The 16,778-nt window shown below is 41.1% G+C and carries 14 protein-coding genes and 2 tRNA genes; 4 read left to right on the top strand and 12 right to left on the bottom strand.

The window, feature by feature from the left end; translation table 11 throughout:
* Positions 1-7: 7 nt before the first annotated feature.
* The 6 genes from epmA to greB all read right to left on the bottom strand — a co-directional run bounded on the left by epmA (position 8) and on the right by greB (position 4,073).
* Positions 8-976 (bottom strand): EF-P lysine aminoacylase EpmA, encoded by a 969-nt coding sequence (epmA, locus tag AC25JC_RS16310; RefSeq protein ID WP_486924456.1) that lies wholly within the window; start codon positions 974-976, stop codon positions 8-10.
* Between the two features lie 5 nt (positions 977-981).
* Positions 982-2,049, bottom strand: a complete 1,068-nt coding sequence (locus AC25JC_RS16305) for a 4-phosphoerythronate dehydrogenase (RefSeq protein WP_486924452.1) — start codon at positions 2,047-2,049, stop codon at positions 982-984.
* A 115-nt stretch (positions 2,050-2,164) separates the two neighbouring features.
* Positions 2,165-2,917, bottom strand: a complete 753-nt coding sequence (locus AC25JC_RS16300; RefSeq protein WP_486924451.1) for a class II aldolase/adducin family protein — start codon at positions 2,915-2,917, stop codon at positions 2,165-2,167.
* Between the two features lie 165 nt (positions 2,918-3,082).
* Positions 3,083-3,172 (bottom strand) — tRNA-Ser (locus tag AC25JC_RS16295).
* Between the two features lie 230 nt (positions 3,173-3,402).
* A tRNA-Ser gene (locus tag AC25JC_RS16290) sits at positions 3,403-3,492 on the bottom strand.
* Between the two features lie 83 nt (positions 3,493-3,575).
* The gene (gene greB, locus AC25JC_RS16285; protein ID WP_180076767.1) at positions 3,576-4,073 is read right to left on the bottom strand and encodes a transcription elongation factor GreB; all 498 of its coding nucleotides are present in this window, start codon (positions 4,071-4,073) and stop codon (positions 3,576-3,578) included.
* A gap of 365 nt (positions 4,074-4,438) precedes the next feature.
* Here greB and AC25JC_RS16280 point away from each other — a divergent pair, with 365 nt between their 5' ends.
* Positions 4,439-5,551 carry an MltF family protein gene (locus tag AC25JC_RS16280; RefSeq protein WP_486924450.1) on the top strand — a complete coding sequence of 371 codons (1,113 nt, stop codon included), beginning with the start codon at positions 4,439-4,441 and terminating at the stop codon, positions 5,549-5,551.
* A 75-nt stretch (positions 5,552-5,626) separates the two neighbouring features.
* Here the strand turns inward: AC25JC_RS16280 and AC25JC_RS16275 are convergent, their stop codons facing one another.
* Together AC25JC_RS16275 and ttcA are read right to left on the bottom strand one after the other, a co-directional pair.
* Positions 5,627-6,010, bottom strand: a complete 384-nt coding sequence (locus AC25JC_RS16275) for an SCP2 sterol-binding domain-containing protein (RefSeq protein WP_078190434.1) — start codon at positions 6,008-6,010, stop codon at positions 5,627-5,629.
* A gap of 222 nt (positions 6,011-6,232) precedes the next feature.
* Positions 6,233-7,162 carry a tRNA 2-thiocytidine(32) synthetase TtcA gene (gene ttcA, locus AC25JC_RS16270; protein ID WP_486924449.1) on the bottom strand — a complete coding sequence of 310 codons (930 nt, stop codon included), beginning with the start codon at positions 7,160-7,162 and terminating at the stop codon, positions 6,233-6,235.
* 497 nt (positions 7,163-7,659) lie between these two features.
* On the opposite strand from ttcA, the gene AC25JC_RS16265 reads away from it, so the two are divergent.
* Entirely contained in the window at positions 7,660-8,523 is an 864-nt protein-coding gene (locus tag AC25JC_RS16265) for a lytic transglycosylase domain-containing protein (RefSeq protein ID WP_486924448.1), read from the top strand.
* A 133-nt stretch (positions 8,524-8,656) separates the two neighbouring features.
* The gene (htpX, locus tag AC25JC_RS16260) at positions 8,657-9,562 is read left to right on the top strand and encodes a protease HtpX (protein WP_078192146.1); all 906 of its coding nucleotides are present in this window, start codon (positions 8,657-8,659) and stop codon (positions 9,560-9,562) included.
* A gap of 164 nt (positions 9,563-9,726) precedes the next feature.
* Here the strand turns inward: htpX and AC25JC_RS16255 are convergent, their stop codons facing one another.
* The 3 genes from AC25JC_RS16255 to AC25JC_RS16245 form a co-directional block, all read right to left on the bottom strand.
* Positions 9,727-10,317 (bottom strand): DUF4112 domain-containing protein, encoded by a 591-nt coding sequence (locus AC25JC_RS16255; protein WP_180114884.1) that lies wholly within the window; start codon positions 10,315-10,317, stop codon positions 9,727-9,729.
* Positions 10,318-10,397: 80 nt separating this feature from the next.
* Complete coding sequence (mgtE, locus tag AC25JC_RS16250) at positions 10,398-11,741, bottom strand: magnesium transporter (protein WP_180114882.1); 1,344 nt, start codon at positions 11,739-11,741, stop codon at positions 10,398-10,400.
* Between the two features lie 232 nt (positions 11,742-11,973).
* Positions 11,974-15,075 (bottom strand): multidrug efflux RND transporter permease subunit, encoded by a 3,102-nt coding sequence (locus tag AC25JC_RS16245; protein ID WP_486924447.1) that lies wholly within the window; start codon positions 15,073-15,075, stop codon positions 11,974-11,976.
* Positions 15,076-15,352: 277 nt separating this feature from the next.
* On the opposite strand from AC25JC_RS16245, the gene AC25JC_RS16240 reads away from it, so the two are divergent.
* Positions 15,353-16,540, top strand: a complete 1,188-nt coding sequence (locus AC25JC_RS16240) for a glycerophosphodiester phosphodiesterase (protein ID WP_486924446.1) — start codon at positions 15,353-15,355, stop codon at positions 16,538-16,540.
* A gap of 56 nt (positions 16,541-16,596) precedes the next feature.
* Here AC25JC_RS16240 and AC25JC_RS16235 read toward each other — a convergent pair.
* On the bottom strand, positions 16,597-16,778 hold a 182-nt coding region (locus AC25JC_RS16235), incomplete at its 5' end, for a hypothetical protein (protein ID WP_486924445.1).

Genomic DNA, 16,778 nt, shown 5'->3' with positions numbered 1-16,778 from the left:
AGTTCACTTATGACACAGCTGCTGGAAAACTAATGACTTTTTCAAGCTTTAGCTGATTCATAACCACCATTAGCAATCGATCAATACCTAAGGCTATACCTGCACACTCGCTCATATGCGGTAATGCAGCAAGCAAATATTCATCAATCGGCATCACATGCAACCCAAGTTTAGCGCGCTCTGCATTATCTGCCTCAAAACGACTGCGTAAAACATCCGCATCAATCAGTTCATCATAAGCATTCGCTAACTCTAAACCTTCGATATACAGCTCAAATCGTGCTGCAACCAATTCACCATCTTCGTCCACACGGGTTTTCGCCAAAGAAGCCATTTCCGGTGGAAAATCTGTAAGGAACACTGGCGTATCAAAACCGAGGCTCGGCTCAACATAATGCGAAAACAATAAATCGATATAGCCTAAACGGTCTTCACCCAAATCTAAGCTTAGCCCCACACGACGACAGCAATCTTTCAGCTCTTGTAAAGAAGCTTGTAACGGGTTCAAATCCAAACGATCCATAAAGGCATGCTTATAGCTCAAAATAGTCGGACGAATTTCACCAAAGCGCTGTTTCACAGTTTCATTCAATAGGTCAGTCACTTCAAACATCAAGTCTTTTAAGCTAAAACCCGGACGGTACCATTCCAACATGGTGAATTCACTGTTGTGTTTACGTCCATGTTCATCATCACGGAAAACTTTACAGATTTGGTAGATAGGCCCACTGCCACTTGCCAACAGACGCTTCATGGCAAATTCAGGTGAAGTTTGTAAATAATGCGTTTGCTTTTGACCATTCACATGACGCTGAGCTTGTACCGATGCTAAATGCACATCGGTGACACCCGCTTGTGAAAGCACAGGTGTTTCCACTTCAAGCACATCACGTGCAGCAAAAAACTGGCGAATTTGAGCATACATCGTGGCACGTGCACGAAGTGCAGTGAGTTCACAACTCGGCTGAAAGTTCATTTGACTCATGCTGCTGGGCCTCCATGCGCAGCCCATTCACGGCGTAAAGGATAGGTTTTACGTAAATAATCAAAGGCTTTTTGATCCACCTTGCCGTCTTTTAGGCAAGCACGTAAGTTGGCATCATCACGAGCAATGTCATAAATATCTTTTAAATAACGCTGTAATACCGTCTTAAAGTCAGCACCAGTAAAATACTGCTCACAGACGGGCAACTGACTTTCAAAAGCTTTATTTATCGGTTGATTGAAAGTTTGACAGAATGCTTCATAGATCATCTGTGTGCCACGTGCTTTACCTTCCAAGCTATAGCCTGCAATATGGGGTGTCACCACGTAAATTAAATCCAACAATGCTGCTGAAATCTCTGGCTCATGTTCAAAAACATCTAAGACCACTTTACGCTGAGTTTGTTGAATATCGGCCATTAAGGCAGCTTCTTCGACCACTGGCCCACGCGCGGAATTAATCAAAATCGCAGTTGGCTTCATAGCGGCAAGTGCAGCAGCATTAATTAAATGATAGGTTGGATGCTCACCCTTTTTGGTCAGTGGCACATGGATACTAATTGCATCTGCATTTTTTAACAGTTCTGCAAATTCAACTTGTTTCACCTGATCAGATTGCACAAATGGATCATAGCCAATGACATTCCAACCTAATAATTCTGCCATGACAGCCAAACGTGAACCGACATTACCTAAACCAACGATACCCAAGGTAAATTGTTCATTTGCATTCAACAGTTGAGGTTTAATGTAGAGCAATGCTGTAATCACATATTCGGCAACCGCTTGTGCATTACAACCTGCGGCATTTGACCAAGCAATGCCCTGCTTTTCTAGAGCATTAATATCTAAATGATCTGTTCCAATCGTAGCACTACCGACAAATTTGAGTGCGGTCTGTTGAATTAATTCTGCATTTACCTGAGTCACCGATCGCACCAATAATGCATCGGCATCTTTGACATCTGCATGGGTCAATGTTCGACCTGCCGCTTGCTTTATTTCACCAAATTCGGAAAAAAAATACTCAGTAAATGCCAGATTTTCATCTGCAACGATTTTCATAGTTCATCTCATAATTCCACTATGAATATGATAACGCGTTGCTCATGCCATGACTATTCTTCTGCACATAAGCTACAGCGCCATTTATTTATAAGCTAGATGATAGAAAATTATATTAGCGACAATAATCTGACTGCTGATCTTCAATTAAGGACAAGGCCGCCTGCCAAGCCGCTTGAATAATGGGCTCGGCCATCGGATTTTCAAACTGCTGCAACGTATGTTCACAAACCTGCGGACTTGGATAATGCAATGTAGCACTCGACAACGCTTTTACTTGAATTTGACAAGCCCGTTCTAAAAAGTAAATTTCATGAAATGCCCGTGCCACACTATCTCCAGTCGCAAGCAAGCCATGATTGCGTAAAATCATGCAGCGATAATGTCCCATATCTTGTACCAGTCTTTCACGCTCTTCAGTTGAAAAGGCAATACCCTCATATTCATGATAAGCAATGTTCTGATAGAACTTTAACGCATGTTGTGAGATTGGCAATAATCCATGTTCCTGTGCAGAAACTGCCACGCCATCTGCAGTATGCGTATGAATAACGCAATTAATATTTGCACGCGCATGATGTAAGGCCGAATGAATTACAAAGCCGGCGACATTCACCATCTTCCCTGCATCATAAGTTTCAATAATTTTTCCTTCATGATCAATTTTGACCAAATCAGAAGCCGTCATTTTGTCAAAGGTCACACCATAACGATTAATCAGAAAATGCTCAGGTTCATGACTTAAACGCAGGCTGATATGAGTATCAATTAAGTCGGTCATTTTATAATAAGCCACCAAGCGATACAGTGCCGCCAATTGACAACGCGCTTGCCATTCCAGTTCATGAATAAGCTCTGGTTTCTGCATGGATGAATTCCTTTTCTAAATCGATTGATCTTGTTTTCTGTTTATTGTGAATAATTAATAGCATGTCATATTCATGCTGTATATCAACTTCGCCTGTAGAAAAAAACTATTCAAAAATTTAGGCAATAAAAAAACCCCAATGTAAAACATTGGGGTTTTTGAATATGGCGGAAGCGGTGAGATTCGAACTCACGGAGGACTCGCGCCCTCGTCGGTTTTCAAGACCGGTGCATTAAACCGCTCTGCCACGCTTCCATGGCCGCTATCATATAAATAAAAATTCAGATTGGCAAATTATTTTGCCTTATTTTGACTACTTAGCGAATCGTTCATACAAAATTTAGTCGATTGTAAAATTTTGGCTTCGAGCTGAAAAATAGAAGCTCAATCAAAATTTATTGAATTGAGGTCAAGGCTAATTGCATTACCTCAATTTACGCACATAAAAAAACCCTGATGCTAAAAACATCAGGGTTTTTTGAATATGGCGGAAGCGGTGAGATTCGAACTCACGGAGGACTCGCGCCCTCGTCGGTTTTCAAGACCGGTGCATTAAACCGCTCTGCCACGCTTCCATGGCCGCCATCATATAAATAAAATTCAGCAATGGCAAATTATTTTGTAAAAAACACGTCCAATTGAACAAAATAAAAGCAGTTTATTGTTTTTCAGTGCTTTCGCCCATTTCATAACGAATTGAATTGATATACCAACATTTTTTTCCTAGCGGGGTTAGGACTTCGACTTCATCATCCACTTGCTTGGATAAGAGTGCCCGAGCCATAGGTGAATCAATTGAGATATGTTGCGGATGATGATCATAAATTTCATCTACCCCCACGATTCTTAGCGTTTTGTGTTCGCCGTCTTCATTTTCAATATCAACCCATGCCCCAAAATAGACTTTCCCTTTTTGTTCGGGTGAGTAATCGATAATACGAAGCTCCTCCAAACGTTTTCCCAAGTAGCGTACACGTCGATCAATTTTGCGTAACAATTGCTTATTATATTGATAATCCGCGTTTTCCGAACGATCTCCAAGACTAGCCGCCCAGTTCACTTTTTTGGTAATTTCAGGTCGCTCTTCATGCCATAAATGTTGAAGTTCAGCGACCAATAAATCGTGTCCACCACGGGTAATTAAGTTAGATTTCATGACGATTTTTAGGCCTTGAGCAAGTGCTGATTTTTACAAAACATGCCTATTTTATCCTCCATTTCTACACAGGCAAAGTATATAAAATTTATTCCCAAACAAAATCAATCATTTATGTTACATATTTTAATATTTTTTCGTACAAAATTTGACAAGTATTTTTTTGCTCATTATTATGCGCACATCTTTTAGGCTTGTTTAATTTTTATCCAGTGTAGATTTTCTACATATTTCCCGAAAACCCCTAGTCATTTTTGAATGACGTCATGACTGCCCAACCCTTATTGAATTTATCAAACTTGAAAAAGTCTGAGGCCTGTTTGCCTTTGCTTTTTAGGGCATAAATTACTTGTAGCGGAGACAACATGCACAGTAGTTCAACTTCTGGGTCGAGGCTTTGCCTTAACTCTTTTAACTCTCTCCCATTTAAAGCGCTTGCACTTAGTACTATCTTAATTCCTTTTCACAGTATTAATGCCAGCAAAACAGCACATCAATATGATGCTGTCGTCAACAGTAATAAACTCACTGTTGTTGCAGTTGCCAATCCTGCCATTGTTTTTCAGGATGGTAAACATCGACATGGTTTTGGTTACGACCTTGCACGTAACTATGCAGAAAGTTTAAATGTTCAATTAGATTTTAAAACAGTGAATGACAATGCCACTGCTTTAAAAATGGTTGCCAAAGGTCAAGCCAATTTTGCTATGACCACTGCCGAAATGAGTACCATTGAAGCCAAGCATTTGACGTCATTTTCAGCCAGTTGTGGTGATACCGTTTCTTTGAAAAAGAATGGTTTAAACAGCAACTTAAACTGGGTATTTAAAAATGCAGATGATCCACTAAGCCAAACCGCGAGTGGTTTTATTTGCCGTGCCAAACAAAATGGCGCAATTGGACAGTTGGCATCGTTTTACAACCGTAATGTGGTCAAACAAGATTCTTGGAATGTGATTCAACGTGATTTAAGTAAACGTATGCCGATCTATAAGGCAAGTTTTAAAAACACGGCCAAGCAATACGACCTAGACTGGCATTTATTGGCAGCGATTGGTTATCAAGAGTCTTATCTCAAACCTGACTCGGTATCCCCAACGGGTGTTCGTGGCATTATGATGCTGACCAACAGTACAGCAAAAGCCATGGGTGTGAGCAACCGTACAGATGCGACTCAAAGCATTCAAGGTGGTGCAAAGTACTATGACCAAATGTTAAACCGTTATAGTAACATTCCGTACCCTGATCGTAATTGGTATGCCTTAGTGGCTTATAACATGGGTCCTGGTGCTGTAAGTCAGATTCAAAAGCGCATCCACTCTCAGGGTAAAAACCCGAATAAGTGGGTGAATTTATATGCTTATCTAGACCGTAACAAGGCCAGCAATGGTCGTTATCGTCAAGCTGTGCAATATGTCACGCGTATTCGTGCGTATTTGGAACATATTAAAACCACACCTCAACTTGTGAATATCTAATATGCGTCCACCTAACATTTACATGTGAGCGCACAAAAAAAGCTTACCTTCGGGTAAGCTTTTTTCGTTTTAAACTTAAGCAGTTTGCTCAAGTACTTTTTTGAATAAATCTTTTTGCTCAGTACTTGGTTTTGCTGTTTGCAATGCCATCAATTGTGACATATCACCTTGTACTTTTATTTTGCCCGTCATAAACGCTTGCATCGCTGCAGCCATATCAAACTCAAGGAATACTTTACGTAAAGTTTCAGCATCCATGTTCAATGTTGTTTTCGCGTTTGAAGATAAACCTTTTTTAATTGCACCACCGTCTAATGACAATTCAGTATTGCCTGCAGCGTCAGCAACCACAAGGTTAATTGCAAGATTAGCCAATGCAGGTGGTAAGTTTAAATCACCAGCTTGAGCTGTCAGAGTTTCTACAGTTGAAAACCAATCATCAGTTAAAAAAGCAGGCATGATCTTTCCTCAATTTATTTTGTTCGTGTGTGTTGCCGTTCCGGACAACATCAGTGCAAGCATATTTTGCTTGAGGTTTGTTATAGCATGATCATTTGTGAAAAGGCTAAAGTTTTTTGTACGCACCGTTCAATATTTAACTGTTTAATAACAAAATGAGAAAAATCATAAGCATAAAAAAGGCATTCCGTAGAATGCCTTTTGCGTGATGAGGTTTTCGGCTTAATCTGCCATAAACCCTAAGTTCACCATATTAATGCGTTTGCTTTCTGACTCACCTTCTTCAGTTGAACAACTTTCGCTATTTTTAAAGTCAAATTCGCGTTGTTCATCTAGGGCTTCAAAGTCGAATAAGTCACGGTCAGCCAGTTGTGAAGGCGAAACATTTTGCAACGCACCAAAAATACTGTGTAAACGTTTAGGAAATTCTTTATCCCAAGTACGCAGCATGTCATTTAGCATCGCACGTTGTAAGTTTTCTTGAGAACCACACAAATTACACGGGATAATTGGGAACTTACGCATTTCTGCATATTTGATAATGTCTTTTTCTTCCACATAAGCCAGTGGACGAATCAAAATGTTCTTTTTATCAGAAGACAATAATTTCGGTGGCATGGCTTTTAAGCTGCCGCCATGGAACAAGTTCAAAAAGAACGTCGCCAAAATATCATCACGGTGATGACCTAAAGCCACTTTCGTCGCCCCAATTTCTTGAGCAAAGCCGTATAACGAACCACGACGTAGACGCGAGCACACTGCGCAGTACGTTTTACCTTCTGGTGTTAAACGTTTGGTAATGCTGTAAGTATCTTTTTCTAAGATGTAATACGGAATTTTGTTTTCTTCTAAATAACGTGGCAATACATCTTCAGGGAAACCCGGCTGTTTTTGGTCAAGGTTGACCGCAACCACATCAAAATTAATCGGCGCAATACGCTTAAACTGCAACAAAATGTCGAGCAGGGTATAACTGTCCTTACCGCCTGAAATACAGACCATCACTTTGTCACCCTCTTCGATCATTTTAAAATCACGAATGGCATGACCGACCTGACGGCGTAGCTTTTTCAATAAACGATAATACGCAGAGCTAGTTGGTAGTTCTGGTTTGAAATTAAATCCTTGTTCGGACTCAACTGGCGAGAACATAGACGAGTTAAACCTAAAAAAAAATACCACGCAATTTTATCCGATTCGCAGACTTCTCGCATCAAAAGAATGTAATTTCCGAAAAAAGTAGAAATACTGTCATGATCACGTAATCTTCAGTGCATTATTCTATACGGTACAGTTCATTTTTTAGCCTAAATGCTTATCTTTTGGACTTTTCCACAGTTGTCCACAAAAGCTGTGGATAACTTTGTGGATTCTAAATGACTTGACAAGGTGAGCCGCCCTTATTTTAAGGCTTTTATTTAAATTGATCATTTTTTGATCAATTTAAATAAATTTAATTATCAATGACTTAAGTGTGTCAAGTTAAGCTCATTAAAAAAAAATAAATATTTTTTTTGATTATTGAATCATCAAAATGACTTGATTTTTACAAAGTAAAGAAGAAATCAGTCCTTGAAGCCTTTTCATCTAATTTTTTTTTGATAAACTCTCTTTAACTGTTTGGGGACAGAATTTTTCTTCACAATAAAATGAAAAACATTACTTGGACTTTGGGGCTGTTATTAGGTGGAAGTGTGGCTATCAGTTTAGCAGCACCAAACATTTTTGCCGGCCAAACGATTTATCAATTGCGTGAAAGTAATGGCACAACGTTACTAACCAATAAACAAGGCCGCTATAGCAATCTAAAAGTTGAAAAAAAAACCTACTATCCGGACAGTAATATCCATAGTTATAGTAACTGGGGCTCAAATGAAGCGTCTGTGTTACCCAGCTATAGTAGGAATAAAAATGCCTTTGACAATATTATTAAACAAGCAGCGGCCCAACATGGTGTTTCCGAAGGTCTAATCAAAGCGGTGATGCATACCGAATCAGGCTTTAACGCTAATGCTCGTTCACCTGTTGGGGCTCAAGGTTTAATGCAGCTCATGCCTGCCACAGCACGTCGCTTCAATGTAACAAATGCTTATGATCCTCATCAGAACATTATGGCTGGTGCTCGATATTTATCTTGGCTACTGAAACGTTTTAATGGTAACACCTCACTTGCCTTAGCTGGTTATAACGCAGGTGAAGGCAATGTCGCAAAATATGGTGGTATCCCACCTTTTCGCGAAACACAAGATTATGTCCGCCGTGTCACTAGCCGCTACAACAACCTATATGCTGGTAGTTTAAGTGTCTCGGGTTCGAGCAATTCCAATAGCGCTTCAAATAGTGGTCGGATTATTGCCAGTTCGGATAATTATCATGCTGCTGCCCCTACGGTTGCTAAATCATCGGCACGTCAAATTATTCAAACAGACAATGGTAGTTTTACCGACGCACCTTCAGGTTCATTTGCCACAGCAAATGCGTCTGCTTCAGCGCGTATTTATTTCAATGAATAAATTCACTGATTTTGTAAAATTGCATCTGTTTTACTAATTTTTCCTTGAAATTTTAAGACTTTCACCTCATATTGAGTTTAATGATTTTTATTTGTAAATCAGATCATTTTTCTATAATAAGAGGATTTACCCAATGATGCGGATTGGTTTGTTCTTGCTAACCAACCTCGCGGTACTGGTTGTAGCTGGCATAATCTTGTCACTCTTCGGTGTCGGTAGTTACCACGGTGCAGGCGGCTTAAATTTAGGCAATTTGCTCGTAATCTGTTTTGTGTTCGGTATGGTGGGTTCAATGATCTCACTATTCATGTCAAAATGGATGGCGAAGAAAACCACGGGTACAGAGCTGATTGACCCTAATGCACCACGTAACCAAGCTGAAGCATGGTTACTTAACGAAGTTGCGCAACTGGCACAACGTTCTGGTATCAAAATGCCAGAAGTGGGTATTTTCCCATCGTACCAGTCAAATGCCTTTGCAACAGGCTGGAACAAAAATGATGCTTTAGTGGCGGTTTCTACCGGTCTACTTGAGCGTATGAACAAAGACGAGCTCCGTGCCGTACTCGCTCACGAAATTGGTCACGTAGCTAATGGTGATATGGTTACCCTTGCATTGGTGCAAGGTGTAGTCAACGCCTTTGTGATGTTCTTTGCGCGTGTAGCAGGTGATTTCATTGACCGTAATGTCTTTGGTCGTGAAGATGGTGAAGCACCGGGTATCGCATATTTTGTCATTACGATTGTATTAGATATTGTTTTTGGTATCGCAGCGTCTGCCATTGTGATGTGGTTCTCTCGCTACCGTGAATACCGTGCCGATGAAGCTGGTGCGCGTTTAGCAGGTAAACAAGCGATGATTTCTGCCCTGTTACGTTTACAAGCAGAATCTGAAATGCCAGATCAAATGCCAAAAGAAATGAAAGCCTTTGCAATTTCTGCGGGTCAAGAACAAGGTTTCAGTTTAGCTGCTTTGTTCCAAACACACCCAACGATTGAACAACGTGTTGCGGCATTACAACAATTAGATTGCCCATAATCGAGCATCTAATGTATGTGGTAAAAAAGCCTCCCTATGGAGGCTTTTTTAAGTCTAATTTTTTTCTCCGAACATTTACTTTCTTATCAATAATCTTTCAGTTAAACGATCTTTCAATTGAATAGCCTCTCAGTGATCGCGTTCAAGTAACAAGGCATTTCTATCTACAATACTCCATTGGCCTTTAACCATTGCCAAAGCAATGAACCACCCATATAAATTGCAAAGATAAAGATTAATAAGAAAATCAACCCGAGTATATCTGGGATATGGATCCATATCCATGCAACCACAGGGTTGCGCCAAAAAGCCGATTGCTGTTGTTTCTCTTCTAATTTTTCATGTAAAAACGGATGTACCACATGTTGGTCTGTACTGATTTGATATTCTTCGCGAATATGCGTGTGTACGACATCTAAAGCTTTACGGCTCGGTCGAATAAACACATCGAAGATCGTCCCTGCAACAGGAATAAACCCCACGACAGCATCCATAACCGCGAGTTTCATCACACCATTTAATTTGGCTTGTGGTACGCCAATCTGTTTGGCTTTATAGACGGCATAGCAGGTCAAGACGAATCCTGCGATATCACCAGCGACCGGAATGGTACTCAACGCTGCATCTGCACCTACCCCTTGTCGGGTAAATGGAATTCGAACCACCGAGTCCATCATATTGGCAAACTTTGCGAGATCGCGTTCAAGACGAATGACTTCTTGCTTTGACATTTTTTGTTTTAATGGTTCAGTCATGTTTTATCCAATAAAAACCGTGTAAATCACTGAGATTAAAACATATTAGAAGTCTTCAATCTGTAGCAAAATGCTAATCTCTATAAATTAAGCAATTGCGATGCAATCATCAAATACACCACCACGCCGGTCGCATCACAAATCGAGGTTACCAATGGTGCAGATGCACTTGCAGGATCGAGCTTTAACTTGTTGAGTATAAAGGGCAAACTCATCCCAATTAAACAACCGAGCAATACGATGCCCATCATACTTAAAGCCAAGACTAAAGCGACGGTTGCATCACCACGGTAGTAGCCTAAAATCGATACAGCAATGGCCATGGTTCCGCCGAGGCAAAGTGCGACGAGCGTCTCCCGTCCCAACAAATAAAACCAATCTCGAATTTTTACATCCCCTGTGGCAAGCGCTCGCACCATTAAAGTCGCAGACTGTGAACCTGCATTGCCTCCACTTCCGACCAGTAAGGGTAAGAAAAAAACCAAGACGATATGTGCGGCAATGATGTCTTCATAATATGAAATGCCTAATCCGGACAATAAGCTGCCAAAGACCAATATCACCAACCAGAACACCCGCTTTTGATACAACTTTAAAATCGGTGCTTTATTAATGCTCATACCTGGTTCGGTACTCACCGCACTGGCTTTTAAAAAGTCTTCAGTGGTTTCAGCCTGTACCACATCCATCGCATCATCATAGGTGACAATCCCCATCAAACGCTGGGCATGATCCACAATCGGTAAGGCCATAAAATCATATTCAGCCAGTTTTTGCGCAATACTCTCTTGGTCTTCATCTATCCAGCCGGTCACCACATCTTTGGTCATCACCTGTTGAATCCGTGAATCACGATCGGCCTGCAAAATTTGCCGCAGTGAAATCACCCCTTCTAATTGAAACTGATCATTGGTGACATAAATTAAATATAGGGTTTCACGGTCATGCGGTTCATGGCGCAAGGCCTCTATGGCTTGTTGCATGGTAAAGTCAGCAGGCATACTGACATAGTCTGAGCTCATGATTGCGCCTGCAGACTCTTCTGCATATGCAGATAACGCCTTTAGATGCTCTTGGGTATCTTGATCAAGTTGTTGATAAATCCGATCTTGTTCTGCATCAGTTAAACTTTTATATAAGTCCGTTGCATCATCAGAATGCATATCATCAAATAGTTCAATTTGTAGACGCAGTGGATAACGTGAAATCAGCTGTCGCTGTGACTCAAACGGGAAAAACTCAAATACCAAGCCCTGATGGTCTAAACCTGAAAGTAACTCGATTTGATCTTCGATTGGAAATTGCTGAATTAAACGAGCCTGATCAGCGTAGTTCAGAGGCTGTAAAGCGAAAACTGCTGCTGCATAATTTTGTTGTTGCAGCAAAGCGGAAATTTCACGCTGTCTTTGTATTAAATCCGCCATTCAACTCACTCTTATTTTAATCTTTCTATGTAGAGCACATTTTGAAGGATAAACTAAAGAGTTTCAAATCTCTTCAATATGTTCTCGGTGAACGTTCTTTGCGAAAATTCTCTGTGAAAATTCCCTGTCGAAAGTTTGGTGACATAAATTTGGCGACATAAAAAACCACCGCGATGTACTCAAGCTTTCACGGTGGCTTTTAGTGGAGCGATACGCTGTGCGTGAATTATTTCTAAGTTTCAGACACCGGCTTGATTTTAAAAATAGATCGGACCATCACATACATAAACGGAATAAAAATCAGCACCAAAACCGTACCGAATATTACCCCACCGAGTACGCTCACCCCAATCTCTTGGCGACTGGCTGCACCTGCACCAAAAGCAAGAACTAAAGGAACCACTCCCGCACCAAAAGCCAAAGAGGTCATCAAAATAGGACGTAAACGAAGTGCTGCGCCTTCCATTGCAGCTTCGATTACATGTTTGCCTTTTTCTTGTGCCATCGCTGCAAACTCTACAATCAAGATCGCGTTTTTACAGGACAAACCAATTGTTGTCAGTAGAGCAATTTGGAAATAGATGTCATTTGGAAAACCGGCCATGTAGCTAAACAAAATATTACCGCCTATCCCAAGTGGAATCGCACTCATGACTGCAGTTGGAATACTCCAACTTTCATATAGGGCAGCAAGACAGAGGAAAATAAATCCAATCGAGACTAAATATAGCCAAAACGCTTGATGACTTGATTTTTGCTCTTCAAAGGATAACCCACTCCATGCCACGTCCACACCCGGCACTTGATCAACTAAAGCTTTAACATCCTGCATGGCTTGTCCACTTGAGACATTTTTGGCTGTATCCGCTTCCATTTGTAATGCGGTATAGCCCATGAAACGATTAACAACTTCTGGACCACCACTCCAACCAATGGTTGAAAAATTACTAAATGGAATCATTTCATTTTGGTCATTACGTACATGCCAATAAGCTAAATCTTCTGGTTTAGAACGGAATTCGGCATCTGCCTGCATCATGACGCGTTTAATGCGCCCACGGTCGATAAAATCGTTGATATAGCTACCGCCCCATGCGCTACTCATGGTGCTATTAATCGCATTTTGAGTTAACCCCAAGGCCATTGCTTGTTTTTGATCAATATCCACTTTTAGTTCGGCTTTGTCTGGGTTAGAGCGTTTGTCTAAATTTTCGAAACTACTGAATTGTGAAGATTTTTCTTGCAAGCTTTTAAATTGCGCATCGAGATAAGCACGGCCTTCACCATTCATATCTCGCAGCCAAAATTCCAGACCATCGGTTTGCCCAAGGCCACTGACAGAGGACGGCATGCTGACATTGATTTGTGCATTGTTAAATTTTTTAAAATGTTTCATAGCACGTTCACGAATCGCTTGCGCTGAATTGTGTTGTCCTGAACGTTCATTCCAATGCTTCAGTGCAATAAAACCTTGCCCTAAGTTTTGACCCGTACCAGAAAAATTTCGTCCATAACGAATCATCACCAAATCAACATTTTGCTTTTCTTCAGTTAAAAAGTACTGCCGAATTTGTTCGCCGACCTCACGACTTTTAGACATCGGTGCACCTTCTTGTAATTTAAGTTGCACACTCAAAATGCCTTGGTCTTCACTTGGAATAAAACTGGTCGGCAACGCACGATAAAACAAAGCAAATACCGTAATGAGCCCCGCAAACAAAACCACCGTCCATAAGCGATAACGGACTGTGGCTTGTGCAAGGGTCAAATATTTGGTTTTTAAAATCTCTAATTTGGCGTTAAACCAAATCGCCCAGCGCTGTGGTTTTGGATTGGGTTTTAAAATTAAGGCACATAATGCAGGCGTTAAAATCAGCGCAACCATCAATGACAAGCCCATTGCAGCCACAAGTGTGATGGAAAATTGTCTATAGATCACGCCCGTTGAACCACCAAAGAAAGCCATAGGAATGAATACAGCGGTTAATACCAAAGTAATCCCGATTAATGCCCCACTAATTTCATGCATCGACTCGATGGCCGCTTGTTTTACTGTTAACTGTTGTTCATGCATTAAACGTTCGACATTTTCCACCACCACAATCGCATCATCGACCAACAGACCGATGGCCAGTACCAATGCAAACAATGTGAGCGTGTTAATGGTCATGCCCAAAGCATATAAAATCGCTAAAGTACCAAGAATCACCACAGGCACCGTAATCGCAGGAATCAGCGTTGCTCGCCAATTTTGTAAGAAGATAAACATCACCAAAACCACCAGTAAAACGGCTTCAAATAATGTTTTCACCACTTCTTTAATCGATTCTTGTACAAATGGCGTGTTATCCCGTGGATAAACAATTTTATAACCGGCAGGTAACTGCTTCGCTAACTGTTCAATTTCTTGCTTAATTAAGGCTGAGGTTTCAAGTGCATTCGCCCCAGAAGCCAATGAGATCCCCATCCCTGAAGATGGATATCCATTAATGGTATTCACCCCTGAATAATTTTCCGCACCCAATTCAACACGTGCAACATCTTTTAAATAGACAAAACTGCCGTCTCGTGCAGATTTGACAATAATATTTTCAAATTCTTCAACTGACTTTAAACGTGAACCTGATGTGACTTTTGCATTAAGATATTGATCCGAAACACTGGGCAATTCACCTACGGCTCCGGCTGCAACCTGCGTATTTTGTGATTCAACAGCCGCACGGATATCACTGGGCATGAGGCTATATTGCTTCAGCTTCAGTGGATTGAGCCATATGCGCATGGCAAATTGTGAACCAAAAACATCGACTTCACCGATACCCTCAATTCGAGCAATATCCTGTTCTAGATGCGTCATCATATAGTCGCCAAGTTCGATATTCGAACTCTTGCCGGTCTCATCATAGAGGCCGATAACCATATGGGTATCACCCAAAGATTTATAGACATTTACCCCTTGGCGCTGCACATCTTCGGGCAGCCGATTGATTACCCCATTTATGGCATTTTGTACTTGTACTTGAGCGGTATCTGGGTCAGTACCATTTTCAAAACTGATGCTGATCCGGCTTCGACCTGAAGAGTCACTGCTTGAACTAAAATATAAAAGGTGATCAATTCCTTTAATCTGTTGCTCAAGAACTTGTGTGACACTTTCCTCAACTGTTTCTGCTGACGCACCGCTATAACTTGCGCTGACCGTAATTCGTGGTGGCGCAATATCTGGATAGCGCTCTACCGGTAAATTGAGGACAGCAAATAGCCCGAGCGCCATGACGATGATCGCCAAGACACCTGCAAAAATCGGTCGATAAATAAAAAACTTAGACAGCATCAGTCCATGTCACTTTTCAATTAATGAAATAAAAAATGTAGATTGAATTTTTTCAAAAAATCTTATTGATAATCAATCACAATGAGCTTGATTACAAGCCTAGACTACATAAAAACCTTGCTTCAAGCGAAATATGTAGAAAATATGGAGAGCTTCCACTTCAGCTATTTTAGTAAATTTATGTGACAAAATTGCCTCTGTCATGAAGTCTTAGCCACTGCCCTGCAATGTATGCCTGCAACATCATTCATTTAAATAAAAAGATGCAGAGGCAGCCATGCAAAAACAATTAACAAAGCAGTTGAATATAGCGATAACAAGCAAAGTGAAATCCTCATGGGGCGTGTCTTCACTGCTCCTTTTTAGCGTTTTCGGTTTATCTGCATGTAATTCGGATGACGATAAAACCCATGTCACCAAGCCCCCTGTTTTGCCTGATACAGGTTTTGTCATTGTTGGGCATCGGGGTGCCAGTGCTTTGCGACCTGAGCATACCCTTGCCGCATATCAAAAAGCGATTGACGATGGTGCGGATTTTATCGAACCCGATTTAGTACCTACTAAAGATGGCTATTTGGTTGCGCGCCATGAAAGTGAAATTTCAGGGACAACCAATATTAGTACGCTGTCACAATTTGCGGATCGAAAAACCACCAAAAAAATCGATGGTATCGACTATACAGGATGGTTTACGGAAGACTTTAATTTGAATGAACTGACTCAAAATGTAAAAGCACGTGAGCGTATTGCACAATATCGTCCTAATAACACTCAATATAATGATCAATACAGCATCCCGACGCTCGAACAGATCATTGAACTTGCAGATGCGCACTATAAAAAAACCGGGAAAATTGTTGGTTTATATATTGAAACCAAGCATCCCACATTTTTCCAACAGCAAAATCTAGCCATGGAAGATCGCTTACTCACAACGCTTGCCAAATACAGTTATACACGTGATATCGCGCCTGTATATTTACAGTCCTTTGAAACCACCAATCTTAAGTACTTACGTGATCAACTCACGCAAAAGAAAACCCTCAAACATGGCAAAATTATTCAATTATTAGATAGCCCAACTGCAATACCGGGTGACTTACAGCAACAAAGCTCACCTCAAAATTATGCAAGCTTAGCAACAGCAGAAGGCCTAAAATCAGTGGCAAAATATGCAGATGGTGTGGGTCCTAGTAAAACCTATATCTTTTCAAACACTGAATTTAAACAAACCAATTTTGTCAAAGATGCCCATGCTGCTGGTTTGAAAGTCCATCCTTATACGCTCAGACCTGAAAATGGTTTTTTACCTAACTATTTAAAATGTAGCTCTGTGGCGACAGAACGCTGTGATACAGGTGCGGCCAAAGAATTTGAAAACTTCTATAAAGCCGGTGTAGATGGTGTATTTGCAGATGATCCAGGACTGGCACGTAAAACCTTAACGCAACTGCAAAAGCCCTAGTTTTCCTAAAATGAAAAAAGACGCCGAGGCGTCTTTTTTATTGTTCAATGGAAACCTTAAAGTGGGTTTGCCAAATATTCTGCGGCTGACTGCGTTGCCACTGGCTGAGGTGCTGGAGCTGTCGGAGCTGTCGGAGCTGTCGGAGCTGTCGGAGCTGTCGGAGCTGTCGGAGCTGTCGGAGCTGTCGGAGCTGTCGGAGCTGTCGGAGCTGTCGGAGCTGTCGGAGCTGTCGGAGCTG

Source organism: Acinetobacter sp. P37 (assembly GCF_057480965.1).
Note: the sequence above shows the minus strand (reverse complement) of the source record. Positions and strands in the feature narration are given on the sequence as shown.

Excerpts from the sequence above, each read along its gene's own strand:
- epmA (WP_486924456.1), bottom strand. The coding sequence starts at position 976 with ATGAACTTTCAGCCGAGTTGTGAACTCACTGCACTTCGTGCACGTGCC.
- AC25JC_RS16305 (WP_486924452.1), bottom strand. The coding sequence starts at position 2,049 with ATGAAAATCGTTGCAGATGAAAATCTGGCATTTACTGAGTATTTTTTT.
- AC25JC_RS16300 (WP_486924451.1), bottom strand. The coding sequence starts at position 2,917 with ATGCAGAAACCAGAGCTTATTCATGAACTGGAATGGCAAGCGCGTTGT.
- greB (WP_180076767.1), bottom strand. The coding sequence starts at position 4,073 with ATGAAATCTAACTTAATTACCCGTGGTGGACACGATTTATTGGTCGCT.
- AC25JC_RS16280 (WP_486924450.1), top strand. The coding sequence starts at position 4,439 with ATGCACAGTAGTTCAACTTCTGGGTCGAGGCTTTGCCTTAACTCTTTT.
- AC25JC_RS16275 (WP_078190434.1), bottom strand. The coding sequence starts at position 6,010 with ATGCCTGCTTTTTTAACTGATGATTGGTTTTCAACTGTAGAAACTCTG.
- ttcA (WP_486924449.1), bottom strand. The coding sequence starts at position 7,162 with ATGTTCTCGCCAGTTGAGTCCGAACAAGGATTTAATTTCAAACCAGAA.
- AC25JC_RS16265 (WP_486924448.1), top strand. The coding sequence starts at position 7,660 with ATGAAAAACATTACTTGGACTTTGGGGCTGTTATTAGGTGGAAGTGTG.
- htpX (WP_078192146.1), top strand. The coding sequence starts at position 8,657 with ATGATGCGGATTGGTTTGTTCTTGCTAACCAACCTCGCGGTACTGGTT.
- AC25JC_RS16255 (WP_180114884.1), bottom strand. The coding sequence starts at position 10,317 with ATGACTGAACCATTAAAACAAAAAATGTCAAAGCAAGAAGTCATTCGT.
- mgtE (WP_180114882.1), bottom strand. The coding sequence starts at position 11,741 with ATGGCGGATTTAATACAAAGACAGCGTGAAATTTCCGCTTTGCTGCAA.
- AC25JC_RS16245 (WP_486924447.1), bottom strand. The coding sequence starts at position 15,075 with ATGCTGTCTAAGTTTTTTATTTATCGACCGATTTTTGCAGGTGTCTTG.
- AC25JC_RS16240 (WP_486924446.1), top strand. The coding sequence starts at position 15,353 with ATGCAAAAACAATTAACAAAGCAGTTGAATATAGCGATAACAAGCAAA.